This is a genomic window from Kitasatospora sp. NPDC001664 (genome assembly GCF_053596675.1).
In genome coordinates this window covers 96,982-118,121 of sequence record NZ_JBSFGS010000005.1, presented here as the reverse complement: position 1 = coordinate 118,121, position 21,140 = coordinate 96,982, and the positions used below count along the sequence as shown (strand labels likewise).

Below are 21,140 nucleotides of genomic sequence, written 5' to 3'. Positions count from 1 at the left end.
GCCGCCTGCACCAGGGCCCGGCGTCCTGACGTTCGCTCAGTCCAGCTGGGGGAGCACCTCGGTGCCCAGCCGGGCGATGTTCTCCATGGTCGCGGCGTGCTCGCCCGAGCCCTCGGCCAGCAGGGCGAAGCGGCGGATGCCGGTCCGCTCGGCGGTGGCCAGCAGCCGGTCCGCGGCCTGCCGGGGCGTGCCCACCGCGTGCAGGTCGCAGAGCAGTTCGGTGTACTCGCGCGGATCGCGCATCCGGCGCTCCCGGCCGTCCACCGTGCGGTGCGCGCCGAGCCCGTGCTCGAACCAGCCGGGCATCGCGGCCAGCAGCCGGGCCCGGGCCGTCGCCGTCCGGTCCTCGATCTGCACCACTCCGGCGGCCATGTGCTCCCGCTCCACCCGGGCCAGTTGCTCCTCGCCCCGGCCGCACTCCCGCCAGGCGGTCCGGTAGGCCTCCAGCATCAGCGACTTGTCCTCGTCGCCCGAGTGCATCCCGAGCAGCATCGGCAGCCCGCGCTCGGCCGCCGCCCGGACGCCGGCCGGCGAGGTGCAGGCGGCGATCACCGGCGGGCCGCCCTGTGCCGGGTCGGAGGTGACGGAGTGTCCGCCGATCGGCAGGGCGCCGTCCACCGCTCCGCCGCCCGGCCGCTGACGGGGGAAGCGGGTCAACGGCCTCCCGTCGAGCCAGTCGGCCAGGTCGGCCGGGCGCGGCCCGGTCGCGCGGGGCACCACGTCCACGGCCGGGAAGCTGAACTGCGGCCCCTGGGCCCCGACCCGGGTGCCGCGCAGCCAGCGCAGCAGCAGGTCGAGCCGCTCGCCGAAGCCCTCCTCGTACGCGGCCGCGCCGGTGCCGAACACCGCCAGGTCGATCCACGGCCCGCCCCGGCCCACGCCCAGCGTGAACCGGCCGTCGGAGGTCAGGTGGAGCAGCGCGGCCTTCTCGCCGAGGGCCACCGGGTGGGTGGTGGAGAGCACGCTGACCGCCGTGCCGACGCCGATCCGGCGGGTCCGGCCGAGCAGCAGGGCGGCCAGGGTGGCCGCGTCCGGGCAGACGCCGTAGGGCACGAAGTGGTGCTCGGCCAGCCAGACCGAGTCCAGGCCGGACCGTTCGGCGGTCTCGGCGGCGGCGACGGTGCGGCGCAGCACCGCACCGTGGTCCTGGCCCGGGAACTGGGCCGAGAGCAGGAAGGCGCCGACCCTGAGGGAGTCGGTCCCCGACGCGTCGCCCAGCAGCGGTGCCGGGGGCAGGTCGAGCTGAGGGGTGGTCAGTTGGTCGGTGTCGGTCATCGGATGGCCTCCTCGGGTGCCGCAGGGTCTGCGAGCCCCGCCTTGTCCCTCGTTGAGTAACCGATGTCATGTGCCATTGGCACTCGGAACGCCCCGATTCGCGGAAGATCGGGTGGATCTCCCCGGAAAGCCTGAGGCGCCGTCGGCCCGCGTGGTAGGGCTGCGGGGCGGGGTGGTGCGCCCCGTACCCTGGAGGACCAGACCGTCCGCTCCGTCCGAGAGGTGCCCGCCGTGTCGCCCCGCCGCAAGCCGCCCCGCAGTCAGGCCGCCCCGGAGGAGCCGTCAGGCGTGCCGTTCGGCGGCACGCTGCGGCGGGTCGAGGAGTTCGGCGGCGAGGACTGGGTGGTGCAGACGATCCCGGGCACCTCGGGCCGCTTCTACCGCTGCCCCGGCTGCGACCAGGAGATCCCGCCCGGTGTCGGCCACGTGGTGGCCTGGCCCGCTCACGGCGCCGGCGTGGACGACCGCCGCCACTGGCACCGCGCCTGCTGGAGCGCCCGTGAGCGCCGCAGCAGCAACGTCCAGCGCGGCAGGAACGCCCCCCGCCACTGAGGCGGAGGGCGTTCCGTGAGGGTGACGTGCCGTCAGGCGTCGCGCTTCTTGAGGACCAGGATGCCGCCGGCGATGGCGGCCACGGTCCAGGCCAGGCAGATGAAGAAGCCGGTCCAGGGCCCGTACGGCTGGCCGGACTGCTCGTAGACGGTGATCATCCGGGAACCCGCGTAGTCCGGGAAGTACCGGGCGACGTTCTTGGCGTACGGCACCGCCGACAGGATCGGCGAGAGCAGGAAGAAGAACGGCACCAGCACGCCCAGCGCCAGCGTCTGGTTGTGCAGCATGGCGGTCACGCCGGCCGCGAACAGGCAGAGCATGGTCAGGTAGAGCGCCGCCCCGATCACCGCGCGCAGCACGTTCGGCGCGCCGATCGTGGTGGAGTGGTCGCCGAGCACCGCCTGGCCGACGAAGAAGGTGATGAAGGCGGTGGCCAGCGAGACGGCCAGCGCCAGCGCGCCGAGCACCGCGGCCTTGCCGAGCAGCAGGGTCCCCCGCTGCGGGACGGCGGCCAGGCTGACCCGGATCATGCCGGTGCTGTACTCGTTGCCGACCGCCAGCACCCCGAACACGATGATGGCCAACTCGCCCAGCAGGATGCCGGAGAAGGCCGTCCCGGTGGCGTCGAAGGGGGTGCTGGAGCCCCGGGTGAACTCGTCGAAGTTCAACTTGGTGACCAGCGAGAGCAGCCCGCCGACCACCAGGGTGATGAGGAAGGTCAGGGCGAGCGTCCAGATGGTGGAGCGGACGCTGCGGATCTTGGTCCACTCGGACTGCAGGACGGCGGGGAACGACGCCATCAGCTGTTCTCCTTCCAGCCGGCGCCCCAGCCGGCGCTCTGCGGGGCGGCGGTGCTCTCGGGGGCGGCGCCGCCGCGGCCGTCGCCGGCGTGGTACTGCACCGAGTCGGCGGTCATCTGCATGAAGGCTTCCTCCAGCGAGGCCTGCTGCGGGCTCAGTTCGTGCAGCGTCACCCCGTGCGAGGCGGCCAGCTCGCCGATGTGGGCGAGGTCGCCGTCCTCGATCTCGTAGGCGCCGTCCGGCCCCGGGGTGGCGTTCAGCCCGGCGCCGTGCAGCGCGGTGAGCAGCTGCTCCACGTGCGGGGTGCGGACCCGGACCGCCGAGCGGGAGTTCTGCTTGATGAACTCCGCCATCGAGAGGTTGGCCAGCAGCCGGCCGCGGCCGATCACCACGAGGTGGTCGGCGGTCAGCGCCATCTCGCTCATCAGGTGGGAGGAGACGAAGACGGTGCGGCCCTCGGCGGCCAGACCCTTCATCAGGTTCCGGATCCACAGGATGCCCTCGGGGTCCAGCCCGTTCACCGGCTCGTCGAACATCACGATCTCCGGGTCGCCGAGCAGCGCGGAGGCGATGCCGAGCCGCTGCCCCATCCCGAGCGAGAAGCCGCGCGAGCGCTTGCGGGCCACGGCGGTCAGCCCGACCAGCGCGAGCATCTCGTCCACCCGGGCGCGCGGGATGCGGTTGCTCTGGGCCAGCCAGAGCAGGTGGTCGTACGCCGTCCGGCCCGGGTGCACGGCCTTGGCCTCCAGCAGCGCGCCGATGTACTTGAGCGGCTCGCTGAGCTGCCCGTAGCGCTTGCCGTCGATGGTGACCCGGCCGCTGGTCGGGCGGTCCAGGTCGAGGATCATCCGCATGGTGGTGGACTTGCCCGCGCCGTTCGGCCCGAGGAAGCCGGTGACCACCCCCTGGGGGACCTGGAAGCTCAGCCGGTCCACGGCGACGGTGTCGCCATAACGCTTCGTCAGCTCGTGCAATTCGATCATTTGCGCTCCCTCACTCTCCGTCAGGCTATGACAAAGCGGACAGAGCAGCGCGCTGCTGCGGCCGGTCGGTGTGCCGCCATACGGTGGGCACCATGACTCTCCCCGCTCACGGCACCCACGGCGTCGGTACGCCGCTGGTGCTCCTGCACGCCTTCCCGCTCTCGGCCCGGATGTGGCAGGCCCAGCTCGCCCCGCTCGCCGACGTCGCCACCCTGATCACCCCCGACCAGCGCGGCTTCGGCGCCACCCCCGTCGGCGACGCGCCGCCCTCGCTCGACACCGTGGCCGACGACCTGGTGGAGCTGCTGGACGAACTGGGCCTGGAGCAGGCGGTGTTCGGCGGCCTCTCGATGGGCGGCTACGTCGCGATGGCGCTGGCCCGCCGCCACCCCGAGCGGATCGCCGGACTGCTGCTGGCCGACACCAAGGCGACGGTGGACACCCCCGCAGCCAAGGCCAACCGGGAGCGGATCGCGGGGGCCGTGCTGGCCCGGGACAGCGTGGCGCTGCTGGCCGAGGAGAAGATCGAGGACGGGCTGCTCGGGCCCGGTGCGGACCCCGAACTCACCTCCCACGTACGGGAGATGATCGCCGCCGCCTCGCCCGCCGGAGTGGCCTGGGCCCAGCGGGCGATGGCCGCCCGGCCCGAGTCGCTGGCCGCCCTCCGGGCCCTGGACGTGCCGGCGGTGGTGGTGGTCGGCGAGCACGACGCCCTCACCCCGCTGGCCGAGGCCCGCCTCATCGCGGAGGCCCTCCCCGGCGCCGAACTCACCGTCATCCCGGGCGTCGGCCACCTGAGCTCCCTGGAGGCCCCCGAGAGCTTCAACGCCGCCGCCCGGGCCCTCCTCCGCCGCTGCTGACCCGACAGGCCGTCAGCGGCCCTCTGACGGCCCGCCAGGCAGTGGCCTCAGGGGCGCGGGGCTCTGCTGATCGGCGGCTCCGCCGCGGGGCGCGCGGGGGAACGGCAGCACGGGCAACTGGCTCGCCTGCCCCGACCTGGCGGTGGTCCGCCTTCCGTACTCGCGCAGTTCCTCGCGCCCCTGGGGCCTTCGGCCCCGAGGCGCTGCCCTGCCGGGCGTCGCCGCGCATGCCAAAGGGCCCGCACGACCTCCCCGGAGGGGGTGTGCGGGCCCTGAGGGTGGGTCAGCGGGACTGCTGGGCCGGGACGCCGAGGGAGTCGTCGGTCGGCAGCGAGGCGGCCGCGACGGCGGCACCCGTGAGGGTGGCGAGCATCTCGCGGACGTTGGTGAGCTGGGCGTTGATCGAGTCGCGGCGGTTGGTGAGGGCCGCGAGCTCGCGCTCGGACTCGCTGCGGATGCGGTCGGCCTTGGCGTTCGCGTCGGCCACGATGTCCTCGGACTGGCGCTGGGCCGTCTCGACGGTCTGGCGGGCGCGGCGCTCGGCGTCGGTGCGGAGCTTCTCGGCCTCCAGGCGGAGCTGCTCGGCGCGGTGCTCGATCTCGGCGAGGCGCTTCTCGGCCTTGGCCTGACGGGCCGCCAGGTCACGCTCGGACTGCTCGCGGCGCTTGGCCAGGTTGGTCTCGAACTCGAGGGCGGCCTGGGCGGCCTTGGTGCGGGTCTCCTCGAAGAGGGCGTCCGCCTCCTCGCGCTTGTTCTGAGCGTCCTTGTTGGCCTCGGCGCGCAGCTGGGCGCTGTCGCTCTTCGCCTTGTCGACGATCCGCAGACCCTCGTCCTCGGCCTTGGCCTTGCGGTCCTTGGCGTAGTTCTCCGCCTCGGTGCGGACCTGCTGAGCGGCGGCCTCGGCCAGCTCGCGGTGCTGCTCGGCGGCGCGGTGCGCCTCGTCGCGCAGGTCCTTGGCCTCCTCCTCGGCGAGGCGGAGGATCTTCTCGACCCGGGCACCCAGGCCGGCGTACGAGGGCTCCTGCTCGGAGACCGCGGCCTGCGCGCTCTGGGTCTCCAGGTGGAGCTCCTCGATGCGCTTCTCCAGCGCGCCGATCCTGGTCAGGGCGGAGTCGCGGTCGGCCACCAGCTTGGTGATCCGCTCGTCGACCTGGGCACGCTCGTACCCACGGCGCACCAGGTCGAAGCCGTGAGGGGAGTGACTGTCGCTCATGGGGTTCTGGGCTTCCTGTCGTTAACCGCTGAGGTGGTTGAGGGAATCCTGACACGTTATCGGAGTGTCTACGGCGAAACGCCGTTGCTCCACGGACAATGTCCGCTCAATCGGGTGGTGCGCTGCCGGTGCGATTGCCCCCCGAACGGGGAGAACCGACACCGGCACCGGCCTTCGCCGCCCCGTCCTTCTTGCCACTGCTTCCCCCGTTGGCCTGGGCGACCGGTGACGGCGCCTCGAAGGCCTCCAACGCGGACAGGACGTCCTGCACCCGAGAGATCTCGGTGTTGATGTCCTTGCGCCGGCGGACCAGTTCGTCCAACTCCCGGCGGCCCTCGTCGGTCACGCGCTGCGCCTCGGCCTTCGCCTCGGCCAGCATCCGCTCGGCCTCCTCGGCCGCCAGCGCGAGCTGCTCCTCGGCGGTCTCGTCGGCCCGCTTCAGCCGCTTCTCGGCCTGGTCGGAGGCGGCCTCCAGCTGCTGCTCGGCCTCCTCCTGAGCGGCCGTCAGCTTCTGCGCCGCCTCCTCCTCGGCGGCGGCCAGCGCGGCCTCCGCGTCGGTGCGCAGCCTGTCGGCCCGCTCGGTGGAGGCGGCGAGCTTCTGCTCGGCCTCCTTGAGCAGGCCCTCCGCCTTGCGGACGGCGGAGATGCGCACCTTGCCGGCCTCGGCGGAGGCCTCCGAGGTGAGCTCGGCGGCCTTCTCCTCGGCGTCGGCGACCAGCTTCGCCGCCTTCTCCTCGGCCTCGGCGACGGCCGTGGTGGCCTGCTCCTCGGCCTCGGTGAGCTGTTCCTGAGCCGCCGTCACCAGCGCGTCCACCCGCTCGCCGGCCGACTTCATGGCCTGCGCGTTCTCCTTGCGGGCCCGCTCGTGCAGGGCCTCGATCTCGGAGTCGGTGCGCTCGCGCAGCTCCTCGGCGCGCTCGCGGATGCCGGTGGCGTCCCGGCGGGCCTCGGAGAGCAGCGCGTCCGCGTCGGCGCGGGCGCGCTCCACCTCGGCCTGGCCGGCCGCCTCGCCGGCCGCGGTGAGCCGCTCGGCCTCCTTGCGGGCGGCCGCGACCATCGCGTCGGCCTGCTCCTCGGCGGCGGCGGTGGTGGCCAGGGCGGTGGCCTGGGCGTCCTCGCCGAGCGACTCGGCGTCCGCGAAGGCCTTCTCCAGCACGGACTTGGCCTGCTCGCGGGTGGCCCGGTCGAACTGCTCGGCGGCCTCGCGGGTCTCCGCGTCGTAGGCGTCGGCCCGGCCACGGGTGGCCGACTCGTAGTCCTCGGCCAGGGTGCGGGTGGCGAGGGCGTACTCCTCGGCCTCGGCCCGCAGCGCGGCGGCGAAGTCCTCCGCCTCGGCGACGGCCGCGGCGCCCCGCTGCTCGGCCTCCGCCGTGGTCCGGCGGGCCTCCTCCTCGGCCTCGGCCCTGGTCCGCTCGCCGAACTCCAGCGCGTCCTGGCGCTCGGCGCGGGCCTCGGCGCGCAGCTGCTCGTCGTAGGCCTCGGCCTCGGCCCGGTCCCGGGCGATGGTGTCGGCGGTGCGCTCGCGGTCGACGGCGAGCTCGGCGGCGATCCGCTCGCGCAGCGCGGCGGTCTCCTCCTCCGCGTCGGAGCGCAGCGCGGCCACCTCGGCCTCGACGGCGGCGCGCAGCGCCTGCGTCTCGGCGGCGGCCAGCTCGCGCTGCTCGGCGGTCTCCAGCTCGGCCAGCTCGCGGGTGTCGGCGGCCTCCCGCTCGGCGGCTGCGCGCAGTTCGGCGATCTGCTGGGAGGCGGCTTCGTGCAGTCCGGCCACGGACTGCCGGACCTCGGCGGCCTCGTCCTCGGCGGCCGAGACCAGCCCGGCGGCCTCCTTCTCGGCGTTGGAGCGGAGCTCGGCCAGCTCGGTGGTGGCCAGGGCCCGCAGCACGCCGACCTCGGTGACGGCGGCGGCCGCCTCCTCCTGGGCCTGCGCCAACTCCCGGGCACCCTCGGCCCGCAGCTCCTCGGCCTCCCGCCCGGCGGCGGCCAACTGCTCGGCCACCTCGGCGGCGGTGCGCTCGCGCAGCTCGGTGGTCTCGGTGCCGGCCTCGGTGCGCAGCGCGGCCACCTCGGCCTCGACCGCGGCGCGCAGGGCGTCGGTCTCGGCGGCGGTGCGCTCGCGCAGGGCGTCGGTCTCGGCGGCCGTGCGCTCGGTGAGTTCGGTGGTCTCCCGGGCGGTGCGATCGGTGAGCTCGGCGCTCTCCCGGGCGGTGCGCTCGCGCAGCTCGGTGGTCTCCGCCTCGGCGGCGGCCCGGAGTTCGGCGGTCTCGGCGGCGGTCCGCGTGGTGAGCTCGTCCGCTTCGAGCGCGGCGGCCTCCCGGTCGGCCCGGGCGGCGGCCAGCAGTTCGGCGGTCTCGGTCTGCTCGCGGTCCAGCGCGGTCTGCGCCTGGGCCCGCTCGCGGCGGCTCTCCTCGCGCAGCGCCTCGGCCTCGGTCTCGGCCTCGCCGCGGCGGCGGACCGCCCAGGCCTCGGCCTCGGCGCGGTGGCCGTCGGCCCAGTCGGAGGCCTCGGTGCGGGCGGCCTCGGCGGCGGCCCTGGTCTCGGCAGCCAGCGCCTCGGCCGCGGCCTGCGCCTCGGCCCGCACCCGCTGGTCGAACTCGACGGCCTCGCGCCGGAGTTCGGCGGTCTCCCGCTCCGCGGCGGAACGGTTCTCGGCGGCCGCCGCCTTGGCTGCGGCCAGTGCGTCCTGGCCGCGCTGCTCGGCGGTGGCGGTGACCTTGCGGGCCTCCTCGCGGGCCCGGGTCAGGGTCTGCTCGGCCCGGCCCTGGGTCTCGGCGGCCCGCTCCTCGGCCTCGGCCCGCAGCCGCTCCAGCTCGGCGGCGGCCCCGGCCCGCAGCTCGTCCGCGTCGGCCTTGGCCTTGGTCAGCAGCTCCTCGGCGGTCTTCGCGGACTCCTCGATCCGGAGCACCGCCTGGCGCCGGGCCTCGCCCTCGACCCGCTCCGCCTCGGTGGTGGCCCGTGCGTGCAGCTCCTCGGCCTCGGCGCGCAGCCGCTCGGCCTCCTGGTGCGCCCGGGTGAGCTGCTCGCGGATCGCGGCGGCGTCCTCCTGGGCGGCGTTCTGTGCCTGTTCGACGGCGGCCTGAGCCTCCGTCAGCAGCTGGTCGGCCTCCTCGGCCGCCTCGGTGCGCAGCCGCTCCGCCTCGGCGGTGCCGGCCGCGACGGCTTCGGCCGCCTCCCGGGCGGCCCGGGCGACGGCCTCCTCGGCCTGCTTGGCCGCCTTGGCCAGGTGCAGGGCCGCGTCCTTGGCGCCCTCCGCCCGGCCGGCCTCGCGGGCCTCCTCGTGCAGCCGGGCGACGGCGGCCTCGGCCTCGGCGCGCTGCTCCGCGACGGCCCGCTCGGCCTCGGCGCGCTGCTCGGCGATGGCCGCCTCGGCCTCGGAACGCAGCTCGTTCGCGACCGACTCGGCGGCACCGCGCAGCCGCTCGCCCTCCTCGGCGGCGGCGGCCCGGGCGGCCTCGGCCTCGGCCTTGACGGTGGCGGCCTCGGCCTTGATCCGGTCGGTCTCCTTGGTGGCGGTGGCCACCATCCGGGCGATCTCGGCCTTGGCGGTCTGCGAGCGCTGGTCGGAGGCGGCCTCGCCGTCGGCGACCAGCCGCTGGACGGCGGCCTCCGCCTCGGCCAGCTGCTGCTCGGCGGCGGCCTCGGCCTGCGCCCGCAGCTCGGCGGTCTCCTGGCGGGAGCGCTCGGCCTCGGCCAGCACCTCGGCCCGCAGCCGCTCTATCTCGGCCTGGGCGGTGCCCAGCGCCTCGGTGGCGCGCTGCTGGTCCTCGGCGGCCTTCAGCTTGAGCTGGCTGATCTCGGCCTGGGCCTCGTCCAGCCGCCGCTCGGCGGCGGCCTGGGCCTCGGCCAGCCCCCGCTCGGCGGCGGCCCGGGCCTCCACCAGGCGCTGTTCGGCGGCGGCCTGGGCGCCGGCCAGCTGCTGCTGGGCCTCGCCCGCCACCGCCTCGGCCTGGGCGTTGGCCTGCTGGGCCTGCTCGGAGGCGGCCCGGAGCAGGCGCTCGGCGTCGTTCTGGGCGCGCAGCAGGGCGGCCTCGGCGGCGGCCTGGGCCTCGCCGCGGGCGGCGTCCACGTCGGCGGCGGTCTGCGCGCGGGCCTGGTCGGCCAGCGCCTCGGCCTCGGCCCGGGCGGCGGCGACCAGTCGGTCGCACTCGGCGCGGGCGTCCTGGAGCAGGCGCTGGGCCTCCTGCTCGGTGCCGGAGCGGGTCTGCTCGGCCCAGGCGACGTTCTCGTTGACGTGCCGTTCGGCGCTGTGCCGGAGCTCGGCGAGCTCCTCCTCCAGCTGGCGGCGGCGGGCGTTGTACTCCGCCTCGATGCGGGCGGTGCGCTCGGCCGCCTCGGCCATCAGCCGCTGGGTGGCCTGCTGGGACTCGTGCAGCTGGCGCTCGGCCTCGGCACGGAGCTGCTGGGCCTGCATCTCGGCGTTGCGGAGCATCTGCTCGGCCTGGCCGGAGACGGAGTCGAAGGCGCGCGGCTGGGCGAGCTGCCGACGGGATTCGTGCAGCTTGGCCCGGAGCACCTCGACCTGGTAGGCGAGGTCCTCGGCATGCTGGACGGTCTTGTCCCGCTCCTTGCGAGCCCGATCCAACTCGGCCTCGAACTGGGAGAGGTGATCGTCAGCCTCGTAGCGGTCGTAGCCCCGCACTCCGCGGTCCCATCCATCTCCTGGTCGCGTCCTCGACCCGGCCCTCGCGACCCCCGTGGCGGGGTCGTTCCGGCTGGTCCTTGCAGCCGTGGCGGGTGCCACGGTCGGAGCCCGGGGGCGTCCGGCGCGCGGTCGTTCCGCGCTCCGCCGTCCGGGTGGACTCCTGAGCGAACTCTTGCCTGTGGAGAATGGTGACAGATCCGAACTGCGACCGTGTCGTCGCGCCCGGTTGGTGGACTCCCCTTGAGCCGGGACCAGCCTCGGCTGCCCCCGTCATCGGCCGTGCCCGCAGGACCGGTCCTCCCCGGAGCTCCGCGCACCCGGGCATTGTAGTGGGACGGCCTGCGGAGGGAATGGCCCCGGTGCGCTTTTCGGAGGTTACTGACGGGTCGCCACCCGGTGGACGGTGCGGGGCCGTACGGGCACGACCCCGCCCCGGGCTCAGTGGGCCTCGTGCGCGCCGCCCTCGGCGGAGGTGACCAGCTCGGTCAGCACGCCGCCGCAGTCCTTGGGGTGCAGGAAGGTGATCCGGGAGCCCATCGAGCCGATCCGCGGCTCCTCGTAGAGCACCCGGACGCCCTTGGCCTTGATGTCGGCCGCGTCGCCGTCCACGTCGGCGGTGCCGAAGGCGATGTGGTGCACGCCCTCGCCGTTCTTCGCGAGCCACTTGGCGACGGTGGAGTCCTCGCGGGTCGGCTCCAGCAGCTGGAGGTAGGACGCGCCGCCGTCCGAGGTGTCGTTGATCTTGAGCATGGCCTCGCGGACGCCCTGCTCCTCGTTGACCTCGCTGTGGAAGACCTCGAAGCCGTAGGTGGCGCGGTAGAACTCGACCGTCTTGTCGAGGTCGAAGCAGGCGATCCCGATGTGGTCGATGCGGGTCAGCACGGCTGGCCTCCGGGGGAGAGAGTGAGGGGTTTGGAAGGTGGGTACCAGTGCAGCGCACCGAGTTGACGCAGCGCCAGCACGTCACGTGCGAGCCTGCTCACAATTCACCGGCCCGTGCTGACACAGTGTTGACCGATGGGTGACACGTGCCGCTGATCACACCTCGGCTCCGGTGACGCCCGGGTTACGGCTCAGTACATTGAGGCGGCATCCCCACACCCTCATGCCTGACGCGCGAAGGGGCTCGTCTCATGACTACTTCAGTGATCGTCGCCGGTGCCCGGACCCCCATGGGGCGGCTGCTCGGTTCGCTCAAGGGCTTCTCCGGCGCCGATCTCGGCGGCTTCGCGATCAAGGCCGCGGTGGAGCGTGCGGGCCTGACCCCGGACCAGGTCCAGTACGTGATCATGGGCCAGGTGCTCCAGGCCGGCGCCGGCCAGATCCCGGCCCGCCAGGCCGCCGTCAAGGCCGGCATCCCGATGAACGTCCCGGCACTGACCGTCAACAAGGTCTGCCTCTCCGGCCTGGACGCCATCGCGCTGGCCGACCAGCTGATCCGCGCGGGCGAGTTCGACATCGTGGTGGCCGGCGGCCAGGAGTCCATGACCAACGCCCCGCACCTGCTCCCGAAGTCCCGCGAGGGCTTCAAGTACGGCGCGATCGAGATGCTCGACTCGATGGCCCACGACGGCCTCACCGACGCCTACGAGTCCATCCCGATGGGCGAGTCCACCGAGAAGCACAACACCCGTCTGGGCATCGAGCGCGAGGTCCAGGACCGGCTCTCCGCGCAGTCCCACCAGCGCGCCGCCGCCGCCCAGAAGAACGGCGTCTTCGAGGCCGAGATCGTCCCGGTCGAGATCCCGCAGCGCAAGGGCGACCCGGTGCTGTTCTCCCAGGACGAGGGCATCCGGGCGGACACCACCGTCGAGGGCCTCGCCAAGCTCCGCCCGGCCTTCACCAGGGACGGCACCATCACGGCCGGCTCCGCCTCGCAGATCTCCGACGGCGCCGCCGCGGTGATCGTGATGAGCAAGGCCAAGGCCGAGGAGCTGGGCCTGAGCTGGATCGCCGAGATCGGCGCCCACGGCAACGTCGCGGGCCCGGACAACTCGCTGCAGTCGCAGCCGTCCAACGCGATCAACCACGCCCTGTCCAAGGAGGGCATCGGCGTCGAGGACCTCGACCTGATCGAGATCAACGAGGCCTTCGCCGCCGTCGCGTACCAGTCGATGCTGGACCTCGGCGTCTCCGAGGACAAGGTCAACGTCAACGGCGGCGCGATCGCGCTGGGCCACCCGATCGGGATGTCCGGCGCCCGGCTGGTGCTGCACCTGGCGCTGGAGCTCCAGCGCCGCGGCGGCGGCACCGGCGCGGCCGCCCTCTGCGGCGGCGGCGGCCAGGGCGACGCCCTGATCGTCCGGGTGCCGCGGCAGAGCTGAGCGTAGGTGGTCATCCCGGGGGCGCGGGGAACTGCGCGCAGGGGAACGGCAGCACCGGCAACTGGCTGATGGAGCCTCAGTTGCAGGTGAGTGGCCTTCCGCCTCGCGCAGTTCCTCGCGCCCCCGGGCGTAACCACGTACGTTCCCTGCGCCCTGCGGGGCGTGACCACGATCGAGGAGTGCGAAATGGTCGACGTTGCGGCGCTGGTCGAGCAGGCCCGGGAGGGCCGGCCGCGGGCCGTGGCGCGGTTGATCTCCCTGGTGGAGAACGCCGCGCCGCAGCTGCGCGAGGCGATGGCGGCCCTGGCGCCGTACACCGGGCGGGCGTACACGGTGGGGCTGACCGGGTCACCGGGGGTGGGGAAGTCGACCTCCACCTCGGCGCTGGTGACGGCGTACCGCAAGCTCGGCAAGCGGGTCGGCGTGCTCGCGGTGGACCCGTCCTCGCCGTTCTCCGGCGGGGCGCTGCTGGGCGACCGGGTGCGGATGCAGGACCACGCGACCGACCCGGACGTGTTCATCCGCTCGATGGCCACCCGGGGGCACCTGGGCGGGCTCTCCTGGGCCGCTCCGCAGGCGCTGCGGGTGCTGGACGGGGCGGGCTGCGAGGTGATCCTGGTGGAGACCGTCGGGGTCGGGCAGTCCGAGGTGGAGATCGCCGCGCAGGCGGACACCTCGGTGGTGCTGCTGGCCCCGGGGATGGGCGACGGGATCCAGGCGGCCAAGGCCGGGATCCTGGAGATCGGTGACGTCTTCGTGGTGAACAAGGCGGACCGGGACGGCGCGGACGCCACCGCCCGGGAGCTGAACCACATGCTGGGCCTGGGCGAGGCCCGGGCGGCGGGGGACTGGCGGCCGCCGATCGTGAAGACCGTGGCGGCCCGCGGCGAGGGCATCGACGAGGTGGTCGAGGCGCTGGAGAAGCACCGCGCCTGGCTGGCGGAGAGCGGTGAGCTGACGGTCCGCCGGCGGCGCCGCGCGGCGGACGAGGTCGAGGCGATCGCGCTGTCCGCGCTGCGGGCGAGGATCGGCGACCTGCGCGGGGACCGGCACCTGTCCGCACTGGCGGAGCGCGTGGCGGCCGGCGAGCTGGATCCGTACGGTGCGGCCGACGAGCTGGTCGCCGGGCTCACCGAGGCCTGAGACGCGCGTCGGCCGGACACCCGGGGGTGTCCGGCCGACGGTGCGTCAGGCGCCGGTCAGCTGCGGCCCTTGAGGCCGCGCAGGTGCTCCGCGACCGGGGCGAGGGCGGCGAACAGGGCGTCGATCTGCTCCGGGGTGAAGCGGTCGATGAAGTGGTGCCGGACGGAGCGCACGTGGTCGGGGGCGACCTTGCGCAGGATGTCCCAGCCGTGCTCGGTGAGGTGGGCGAAGAGGCCGCGCCGGTCGCCCGGACACTCCTGACGGAGCACCAGGCCGGCCGACTCCATCCGGGTGATCTGGTGCGAGAGCCGGCTCTTGGACTGCAGCGTGGCGGTGGCCAGGTCGGTCATCCGCATCCGCCGGTCGGGGGATTCGGAGAGCACGACCAGGATCTCGTAGTCGTTGTTGGCCAGCCCGTGGGGCTGCAGTTCGCGGCCGAGCTGGTACTCGAGCAGGTGGCTGACCTCCAGGTGGGCGCGCCAGAACTGCTGCTCCTTGGCGGTGAGCCAGGGGGTCTCCTCCTCCGCCACCGGCGGGGAGGAGACCTCTGCGGGGGTGTCGGTAGAGGCGTCCATGGCAGACAGCATACCGAGATAGTTCAAAGTTCTACAATCGTACGGCGGGCCCTAGAGTCCGAACCGCCGCCCGAGATCGCCCAGGTTGCCCAGCCCCGGGACGTTGATGTTGGGCAGCTGCTGCCCGCCGTGCCCCGCCTGGTGGGGTACACCGTACCCGCCGCCGGGGACGCCGGCCTCGGCGTGCACCACGCCGACCGAGCGCTCGGCCATCAGGGTCTCGCTGGACTGGATCAGCACCGTTCCGGCCCCGATGAACTCGAACTGGTGCTCCTCGCCGGAGGCGCCGCCGATCCCGGTCAGCTGGCGCAGCCCGCCGAGCAGGCCGGTCATGTAGCCGTGGTCGTAGTGGTGGCAGGGGGCCGGGCAGTCGGCCCAGCCGACCAGCGCCTGCGGGTCCACCTTGATCGGCGGCTCGACGAAGTGCACCGGGCCGTTGGAGGCGGCCACGAACTTGCCGGTGCCGATCAGGGTGAGGAAGCCCGGGATGATCGACTGCTTGAGCTGGAGGGTCGGCTCGAAGGCCAGCAGGTTCCCCGAACGGACCGTCAGGTTGCCGTTCTCCAAGTCGTAGGAGTTCAGGTCGAAGGCGCGGTCGGCGAGCAGCAGCTTGCCCCGGCCCTCGGCCACCACCCAGTCGGAGGCGTGCAGCGGGGAGTTGAAGTTGCGCCCCAGTGCGCGGTCGATCGAGCCGTGGCCCACACCCGTGAAGCGGACGTCGCCGTAGTAGGCGATCATCTTCCCCTTCTGCAGGTAGTAGGGGCCGTTCAGCTCGACCGAGAAGCAGTACGGGTTGACGTTGTCGTTCACCGGCAGGCTGTGCACGTCGTGCACCGGCGGCGGCTCCGGCATGCCCTGGCCGGGCTGCGGCATGTGCTGGGTGGGCGCCTGCGGCGGGTACCCGGGCTGCTGCTGGGGGTAGCCCGGTTGCTGCCCGTACGGCTGCTGGGGCGGCGGCGGGTAGCCCGGCTGCTGGCCGTAGGGCTGCTGCGGGGGGTACGGCTGCTGCGGCGGGTAGGACATCAGAGCTTCTCCTCGCTCGCCTGGACGTACACCACACCGTGGCCCGAGAGCTCCAGCTGGAACGCCTCGCCGGAGCCGCGGCCCACCATGTCGCGCCACCCCAGCGAGGTGGACAGCTTGTTCTGCACCTGGCCGCGGTGCGCCACGTAGGCCTGCGGGTCCACGTGCACCGGCTGGCCCGGCTGGATCTGCAGCTCGACGAAGCCGCCGTGCGCCATCACCGCGACCGAACCCTGGCCGCTGAGCTGGGTGGTGAACAGGCCCTGGCCGCTCATCTGGCCGCGCACCATGCCCATCACCCCGCCCTGCGAGCCGAGGAAGACGGTGGACTGCTGGAGCGTGCCGTCGAAGGCGAGCAGCCGGTCGGCCTCCACCAGCAGGGTGTCGCCGGTGAGTTCGATGATCTGGATGTGGTGGCCGCCGTGGCCGAAGAGCACCGAGCCCTGGCCCTCGACGTTCATCAGCGGGGTGTCCTCGTTCGCCACCCGGCGACCGATCATGCCCATCACACCGCCCTGACCGCCCATCACGTTGGGGGTGAAGGAGACCTCGCCGGTGTAGGCGATCATCGAGCCGCGCTGGCTGAGGATGCGCTGGCCGGGGAAGACCTTGGCCTCGATCAGCTTGGAGTTGACCTTGGTGAACGGCATCAGACGTCGCCCCCGATGGTGAGCCGCTCGGAGGGCTGGACGTAGACCAGGCCCTCGCCGTTGAACTCGACCTGCACGGCCTCGCCGCCGCCCTCGCCGATCAGGTTGGCGGTCCAGCCGCCGCCCGACTTCAGCGCCCGGTTGAGGTTCCCGGTGTGCGCGATGTACGCGCCCGGGTCCACCCGCAGCGGCAGCCCCTGGGAGACCCGCAGGATGACCGCCGGGCCCTTCGAGGTGACGGCCGCCCAGCCGTGGCCCTCCACCTTGGTGGTGAACAGGCCGGTGCCGGAGGCCATCCCGTTGAGGCCGGTGAAGCTGGTGCCGGTGCTGAGGCTCGCCTCGGTGCAGAGGAGGTTGTCCGCCTCCACGTAGAGGGTCTCGCCGTTCAGCCGGACGAGGTTGATCTCGGTGGCCCGGTCGGCGAAGTAGCAGGTGCCCTGCCCCTTCACCTCCATGACCTCCATCTGTTCGCCCGTCAGCCGGCGGGTGACCATGCCGCGCAGGCCGTCACCACCGCCACTGAGCTTCTTGAAGTTCATCTGTCCGGTGTACGCGACCATGCAACCGTTGCGGGCCTTGACCGAGTCGCCCGCCAGGTCGACGGCGAGCACTTTGGAGCCCTGGAGTCGAAACTGTGCCACGCGCTGAAGATAGCGGTCCGGTTCGCGCCGGGGGAGGGGCCCCGGGGCCACTGGTACAGATCCGGTACACGAGGGCCCCCGCCGTCCGGGTGAAGGTAAAGGGCGGGTCATAATGGCGGGGCCGGTTTGTGCGCCGGTTCACAAGCCCGCCGACGTTACGAGGTACCCACCGTGAAGAGCAGTGCCGTCCACCGCCTGCGCCTGGTCTCCGCCCCCGAGGGCCTGTCCTTCATCCTGCTGCTGATCTGTTCGCTGCTGAAGCGGACGACCGACTTCAACGCGGTGCCCGTGATGGGCATGGTGCACGGCGTGCTCTTCGTCCTCTACGTGGTCTTCCTCGCGCTGGCCTGGCAGAAGCAGCGCTGGGACGCCAAGCGCGGCATCGTGCTGTTCGTGCTCTCCGTGCTGCCCTTCGGCGGCTTCGCGGCCGAGCGGATGCTGGCCAAGGAGGAGCGCGGCGAGTACCCGGCCGCCGGGCAGCCCGCCGCGGCCTGACCGCCCGGAACGACACGAAGGCCCGGTCCTCCCCTCCGGAGGGACCGGGCCTTCGCGCGTTCAGGCGGTACTAGCGGTGCTGACGGGACGTCACTTGACGTTGACGCCGGTCCAGGCGGCCGCCACCGCGTTGTACTCGGCGCTGCCGGTGCCGTAGAGGTCCGCCGCCGCCTTGAGGGTGCCGGTGCGGGCGCCCGCGTAGTTGGTGGTGGAGGTCCAGTACACGGTCAGCGCGCGGTACCAGATGGCCGCGGCCTTGGTCCGGCCGATGCCGGTCAGGGTCGAGCCGTTGGCGGTCGGGCTGTTGTAGCTGACGCCGTTGACGGTCTTGGCGCCGCTGCCCTCGGAGAGCAGGTAGAAGAAGTGGTTGGCCACGCCCGAGGAGTAGTGGACGTCCAGGTTGCCGACGCCGGAGGACCAGTAGTCGGCCGAGCCGCCGTCCTTGGAGGGCTTGTCCATGTAACGGAGCGGGGTGCCGTCACCGTTGATGTTGATCAGCTCGCCGATCAGGTAGTCGCCCTTGTCGGCGGCGATGTTCGCGGTGAACTCGACCATGGTGCCGAAGATGTCCGAGGTGGCCTCGTTCAGGCCGCCGGACTCGCCCGCGTAGTTGAGGCCCGCGGTGTTGGAGGTGACGCCGTGGGTCATCTCGTGGCCGGCCACGTCCAGCTCGGTGAGCGGGTGGGTGTTGGAGGCGCCGTCGCCGTAGGTCATGCAGAAGCAGCCGTCGTCCCAGAACGCGTTGACGTAGTTGCGGCCGTAGTGCACGCGGCTGTAGGCGCCGACGCCGTCGTTGCGGATGCCGAGGCGGCCGAACGAGTTCTTGTAGTAGTCCCAGGTGGCCGCGGCGCCGAACTGGGCGTCCACGGCGGCGGACTGGGCGCTGGAGACGGTGCCGGTGCCCCAGACGTTGTCCGCGTCGGTCAGCAGGGTGCCGTTGCCCGAGGTCTTGTTGTTGAGCGTGGTGGTGTACATGTTGCCGCGGCTCGGGTCCTTCAGCTGGTACGTCGAGCCGGAGGTGTTGGTGGTCAGGGTGACCGAGCCGACGAAGACGCCCTTGCCCGAGCCGGTGGCCGCGGCGGCCAGGTACTGCTCGTGGGTGGAGAGCACCTCGCCGGTGGCGGCGTCGGTGACCAGCTTCTGCGCGGACGGGATGTCGTTCTCGCGCACGCCCTCGACCACGGTCTCGTAGGCGAGGCGCGGGGTGCCCGAGGTGGCCCAGACGATCAGCTTGGCGGCGGAGGTGCCGGTGACCTGCTTGATCGGGGCCTCGTCCTTGTCCACCGTCAGGCCGACGGTGGCCTGCACGGCGCCCTTGGCCTGCTTGGCGGCGTTGTCGGCCGGGACGGCCGGGGTCAGGCTGGGCAGCGCGATGGCGGCCTCGGTGGCCTTGTCCACGGAGAGGACCTTGCCCTTGGCGCTCAGGTGGGCGACCAGGTCGCCACCGAGCACCGACAGGCCGGCGTAGGTGCGCTCGAAGCGCAGGTGCCGGGCACCGTCGGCGTCCACCACGGCGTCCTTGGCGACCAGGGCCTCGTCCTTGCCCAGGCCGAGGGCCTTGGCGACGGCCGGCGCGTACGACTGGGCCAGCGCCTTGAGCTCGGCGCGCTGGGCGGTGACGGCGCCCTTGCTGCTCGCCGGAACGGGGGCGGCCTGCGCGACGGCGCTGACCTGGATGGCACTGGCGAGGATCACCGAGGCGGAGAGAGCGGCTCCGACAGTCAGCGTGCGCTTCATGTGCGGGTTCCTTCCGAAGTTCAACCGCGTGTGCGCGGTCGCACCTCGCTCCGGGGCGCCGGGGTTGGCGGCCTGTGGGGCGGAACGGGTGCTGACGTGCTGCTCCGTGCGGTCACGCGGCACGGCCGGATGTGGTGGGGCGGCCGTGCCGTACGGGGCTGGCGAGAAGCATGACTAATGCAGGTGCTGAAATGACAGGTCTCAGTCGAGAGTTGGCCAGCACCCGCCAGTTCCGCACGCTCCGTGATGGCCGGATCGACGCCCTGACATGACGGACATGTCGGTCAAATAGGGGCAGCGGTACGGAGTTTCGACCCGAACGGAAGCTGAACGGCCGTCGAAATCCGGCAACTGTCCAGACCAATCCCCGTGTTGCGGACACATTGCGGGTAATCGGGACTCTGGTACGTACCAGAAGTGCCAGTGGCGGGACTTCGCCACCGCGGGCGTCTTGTCGCTTTGACGGTGTACCTGCTAAATGCCGGACGGCCGGCCCCCGGAGAGGGGGCCGGCCGTCGGAGTGCCGTTGAGGGGACGTCAGTTGACGCCCACCGCCGACCAGGCGGCGGCGACGGTCTTGTACTCGGTGCTGCTGGCCCCGTAGAGGGAGGAGGCCGCGCTCAGGGTCGCGGTGCGGGCGCCCTTGTAGTTGGTGGTGGAGGTCATGTAGGTGGTCAACGCCTTGTACCAGATCGCGGCGGCCTTGGTCCGGCCGATGCCGACGATGGTGGAGCCGTTGGAGGTCGGGCTGTTGTAGCTGACGCCGTTGATCACCTTGGCGCCGCTGCCCTCGGCCAGCAGGAAGAAGAAGTGGTTGGCGACGCCCGAGGAGTAGTGGACGTCGATCGAGCCGATGCCCGAGTACCAGGTGTCCTTGGACTTGCCGTCCTGGGAGGGCTTGTCCATGTAGCGCAGCGGCTTGCCGTTGCCGAAGATGTTGATCTTCTCGCCGATCAGGTAGTCACCCGGGTCGACGGACAGGCCGGCGGACCACTCGACCATGGTGCCGAAGATGTCCGAGGTGGCCTCGTTCAGGCCGCCGGACTCGCCGGAGTAGACCAGGCCGGCCGTGTTGGAGGTGACGCCGTGGGTCATCTCGTGGCCGGAGACGTCGAGCGCGGTCAGCGGGTTGGTGTTGCCGGTGCCGTCGCCGTAGGTCATGCAGAAGCAGCTGTCGCTCCAGAACGCGTTGACGTACGCGTTGCCGTAGTGCACCCGGCTCAGCGCGCCGACGCCGTCGTTGCGGATGCCGAGGCGGTTGAAGCTGTTCTTGTAGTAGTCCCAGGTGGCCACCGCGCCGTACTGGGCGTCCACGGCGGCGGACTGCGCGTTGGAGGCCGAGCCGGTGCCCCAGACGTTGTCGGCGTCGGTGAACAGGGTGCCGTTGCCCGAGGTGCCGCCGGCCAGGCCGGAGGTCCGGGTGTTGCCCCGGGTCGGGTCCTTCAACTCGTAGGTGGAGCCGGTGTAGTTGGTGGTCAGGGTGACCGAGCCGACGTGCACGCCCTTGCCCGAGCCGGTGGCGGCGGCCGCCACGTACTGCTCGTGGGTGGAGAGCACCTCGCCGGTGGCGGCGTCGGTGATCAGCAGCTGGGCGGAGGGGATGCCGCCCTCGCGCACGCCCTCGACCACGGTCTCGTAGGCGAGGCGCGGGGCACCGGAGACGGCCCAGACCGTCAGCTTGGCGGCGGAGGTGCCGGTGACCGACTTCAGCGGGGCCTCGTCCGCGTCGATGGTCTGGCCGACGGTGGCCTGCACGGCGCCCTTGGCCTGCTTGGCGGCGCTGTCGGCCGCGACGGCCGGGGTCAGGCTGGGCAGCGCGATGGCCGATTCGGTGGCCTTGTCCACGGAGACGACCTTGCCCTTGGCGCTCAGGTGGGCGACCAGGTCACCGCCGTGCACGGCGAGGCCGGCGTAGGTCCGGTCGAAGCGCAGGTGCTTGCTGCCGTCGGCCTCCAGCACGGCGTCCTTGGCGACCAGCGCCTCCGAGGAGCCGAGGCCCAGCGCCTTGGCCACCACGGGGGCGTACGACTGGGCCAGTGCCTTGAGTTCGGCGCGCTGGAGGGTCGAACCCTTGCTGCTCACGGAGACCGGCGCGGCCTGGGCGACGGCGCTGACCTGGATGGCACTGGCGAGGATCGCGGTGGCGGAGAGAGCGGCGCCGACCGTCAGCATTCGCTTCACGTACGGGTTCCTTCCGTGGGGGCCGACCGCGGTCGCGGTCGCGGGCGGC

General features: G+C 72.9%; 17 protein-coding genes. 5 read left to right on the top strand and 12 right to left on the bottom strand.

Annotated elements, in window-relative coordinates; genetic code table 11:
- Window positions 1–36 precede the first annotated feature (36 nt).
- Window positions 37–1,275 (bottom strand): LLM class flavin-dependent oxidoreductase, encoded by a 1,239-nt coding sequence (locus tag ACWCYY_RS09345; RefSeq protein ID WP_345290129.1) that lies wholly within the window; start codon window positions 1,273–1,275, stop codon window positions 37–39.
- 231 nt (window positions 1,276–1,506) lie between these two features.
- Between ACWCYY_RS09345 and ACWCYY_RS09340 the strand changes: the two genes are divergently transcribed.
- The gene (locus ACWCYY_RS09340) at window positions 1,507–1,827 is read left to right on the top strand and encodes an ATP/GTP-binding protein (RefSeq protein WP_345290130.1); all 321 of its coding nucleotides are present in this window, start codon (window positions 1,507–1,509) and stop codon (window positions 1,825–1,827) included.
- A 32-nt stretch (window positions 1,828–1,859) separates the two neighbouring features.
- Here the strand turns inward: ACWCYY_RS09340 and ACWCYY_RS09335 are convergent, their stop codons facing one another.
- Together ACWCYY_RS09335 and ACWCYY_RS09330 are read right to left on the bottom strand one after the other, a co-directional pair.
- Entirely contained in the window at window positions 1,860–2,627 is a 768-nt protein-coding gene (locus tag ACWCYY_RS09335) for an ABC transporter permease subunit (protein WP_345290132.1), read from the bottom strand.
- Complete coding sequence (locus ACWCYY_RS09330) at window positions 2,627–3,610, bottom strand: ABC transporter ATP-binding protein (protein ID WP_449795583.1); 984 nt, start codon at window positions 3,608–3,610, stop codon at window positions 2,627–2,629. The genes ACWCYY_RS09335 and ACWCYY_RS09330 overlap by 1 nt, the downstream gene beginning before the upstream one ends.
- 92 nt (window positions 3,611–3,702) lie before the next feature.
- Here ACWCYY_RS09330 and ACWCYY_RS09325 point away from each other — a divergent pair, with 92 nt between their 5' ends.
- Window positions 3,703–4,470, top strand: a complete 768-nt coding sequence (locus ACWCYY_RS09325) for an alpha/beta fold hydrolase (protein ID WP_449795582.1) — start codon at window positions 3,703–3,705, stop codon at window positions 4,468–4,470.
- A 283-nt stretch (window positions 4,471–4,753) separates the two neighbouring features.
- Here the strand turns inward: ACWCYY_RS09325 and ACWCYY_RS09320 are convergent, their stop codons facing one another.
- The 3 genes from ACWCYY_RS09320 to mce form a co-directional block, all read right to left on the bottom strand.
- Window positions 4,754–5,683 carry a coiled-coil domain-containing protein gene (locus ACWCYY_RS09320; RefSeq protein WP_345290136.1) on the bottom strand — a complete coding sequence of 310 codons (930 nt, stop codon included), beginning with the start codon at window positions 5,681–5,683 and terminating at the stop codon, window positions 4,754–4,756.
- 106 nt (window positions 5,684–5,789) lie between these two features.
- On the bottom strand, window positions 5,790–10,319 hold the full coding sequence (locus ACWCYY_RS09315) for a hypothetical protein (RefSeq protein ID WP_449795581.1): 4,530 nt from the start codon (window positions 10,317–10,319) through the stop codon (window positions 5,790–5,792).
- 441 nt (window positions 10,320–10,760) lie between these two features.
- Window positions 10,761–11,204 carry a methylmalonyl-CoA epimerase gene (gene mce / locus ACWCYY_RS09310; protein ID WP_345290138.1) on the bottom strand — a complete coding sequence of 148 codons (444 nt, stop codon included), beginning with the start codon at window positions 11,202–11,204 and terminating at the stop codon, window positions 10,761–10,763.
- A gap of 251 nt (window positions 11,205–11,455) precedes the next feature.
- Here mce and ACWCYY_RS09305 point away from each other — a divergent pair, with 251 nt between their 5' ends.
- Window positions 11,456–12,646 (top strand): acetyl-CoA C-acetyltransferase, encoded by a 1,191-nt coding sequence (locus ACWCYY_RS09305; protein ID WP_449795580.1) that lies wholly within the window; start codon window positions 11,456–11,458, stop codon window positions 12,644–12,646.
- 186 nt (window positions 12,647–12,832) lie between these two features.
- Complete coding sequence (gene meaB / locus ACWCYY_RS09300) at window positions 12,833–13,789, top strand: methylmalonyl Co-A mutase-associated GTPase MeaB (protein ID WP_345290141.1); 957 nt, start codon at window positions 12,833–12,835, stop codon at window positions 13,787–13,789.
- A gap of 56 nt (window positions 13,790–13,845) precedes the next feature.
- Here the strand turns inward: meaB and ACWCYY_RS09295 are convergent, their stop codons facing one another.
- The 4 genes from ACWCYY_RS09295 to ACWCYY_RS09280 form a co-directional block, all read right to left on the bottom strand.
- On the bottom strand, window positions 13,846–14,364 hold the full coding sequence (locus ACWCYY_RS09295) for a MarR family winged helix-turn-helix transcriptional regulator (RefSeq protein WP_345290142.1): 519 nt from the start codon (window positions 14,362–14,364) through the stop codon (window positions 13,846–13,848).
- 51 nt (window positions 14,365–14,415) lie between these two features.
- Entirely contained in the window at window positions 14,416–15,237 is an 822-nt protein-coding gene (locus tag ACWCYY_RS09290) for an AIM24 family protein (RefSeq protein WP_345290252.1), read from the bottom strand.
- Window positions 15,238–15,386: 149 nt separating this feature from the next.
- A complete protein-coding gene (locus tag ACWCYY_RS09285; protein ID WP_345290143.1) occupies window positions 15,387–16,037 on the bottom strand; it encodes an AIM24 family protein in 651 nt (216 codons plus the stop codon).
- Window positions 16,037–16,678, bottom strand: a complete 642-nt coding sequence (locus ACWCYY_RS09280; RefSeq protein ID WP_345290144.1) for an AIM24 family protein — start codon at window positions 16,676–16,678, stop codon at window positions 16,037–16,039. The genes ACWCYY_RS09285 and ACWCYY_RS09280 overlap by 1 nt, the downstream gene beginning before the upstream one ends.
- Window positions 16,679–16,849: 171 nt before the next feature.
- Here ACWCYY_RS09280 and ACWCYY_RS09275 point away from each other — a divergent pair, with 171 nt between their 5' ends.
- Window positions 16,850–17,173 (top strand): DUF3817 domain-containing protein, encoded by a 324-nt coding sequence (locus ACWCYY_RS09275; protein WP_345290145.1) that lies wholly within the window; start codon window positions 16,850–16,852, stop codon window positions 17,171–17,173.
- Between the two features lie 90 nt (window positions 17,174–17,263).
- On the opposite strand, the gene ACWCYY_RS09270 is transcribed toward ACWCYY_RS09275, so the two are convergent.
- Together ACWCYY_RS09270 and ACWCYY_RS09265 are read right to left on the bottom strand one after the other, a co-directional pair.
- Window positions 17,264–18,910 (bottom strand): M4 family metallopeptidase, encoded by a 1,647-nt coding sequence (locus ACWCYY_RS09270; RefSeq protein ID WP_449795579.1) that lies wholly within the window; start codon window positions 18,908–18,910, stop codon window positions 17,264–17,266.
- A gap of 537 nt (window positions 18,911–19,447) precedes the next feature.
- A complete protein-coding gene (locus tag ACWCYY_RS09265) occupies window positions 19,448–21,082 on the bottom strand; it encodes a M4 family metallopeptidase (RefSeq protein WP_345290253.1) in 1,635 nt (544 codons plus the stop codon).
- Between the last annotated feature and the right edge of the window lie 58 nt (window positions 21,083–21,140).

Excerpts from the sequence above, each read along its gene's own strand:
- ACWCYY_RS09325 (WP_449795582.1), top strand. The coding sequence starts at position 3,703 with ATGACTCTCCCCGCTCACGGCACCCACGGCGTCGGTACGCCGCTGGTG.
- ACWCYY_RS09285 (WP_345290143.1), bottom strand. The coding sequence starts at position 16,037 with ATGCCGTTCACCAAGGTCAACTCCAAGCTGATCGAGGCCAAGGTCTTC.
- ACWCYY_RS09270 (WP_449795579.1), bottom strand. The coding sequence starts at position 18,910 with ATGAAGCGCACGCTGACTGTCGGAGCCGCTCTCTCCGCCTCGGTGATC.
- ACWCYY_RS09345 (WP_345290129.1), bottom strand. The coding sequence starts at position 1,275 with ATGACCGACACCGACCAACTGACCACCCCTCAGCTCGACCTGCCCCCG.
- ACWCYY_RS09305 (WP_449795580.1), top strand. The coding sequence starts at position 11,456 with ATGACTACTTCAGTGATCGTCGCCGGTGCCCGGACCCCCATGGGGCGG.
- meaB (WP_345290141.1), top strand. The coding sequence starts at position 12,833 with ATGGTCGACGTTGCGGCGCTGGTCGAGCAGGCCCGGGAGGGCCGGCCG.
- ACWCYY_RS09290 (WP_345290252.1), bottom strand. The coding sequence starts at position 15,237 with ATGCCGCAGCCCGGCCAGGGCATGCCGGAGCCGCCGCCGGTGCACGAC.
- ACWCYY_RS09265 (WP_345290253.1), bottom strand. The coding sequence starts at position 21,082 with ATGCTGACGGTCGGCGCCGCTCTCTCCGCCACCGCGATCCTCGCCAGT.
- ACWCYY_RS09330 (WP_449795583.1), bottom strand. The coding sequence starts at position 3,610 with ATGATCGAATTGCACGAGCTGACGAAGCGTTATGGCGACACCGTCGCC.
- ACWCYY_RS09335 (WP_345290132.1), bottom strand. The coding sequence starts at position 2,627 with ATGGCGTCGTTCCCCGCCGTCCTGCAGTCCGAGTGGACCAAGATCCGC.
- ACWCYY_RS09320 (WP_345290136.1), bottom strand. The coding sequence starts at position 5,683 with ATGAGCGACAGTCACTCCCCTCACGGCTTCGACCTGGTGCGCCGTGGG.
- ACWCYY_RS09295 (WP_345290142.1), bottom strand. The coding sequence starts at position 14,364 with ATGGACGCCTCTACCGACACCCCCGCAGAGGTCTCCTCCCCGCCGGTG.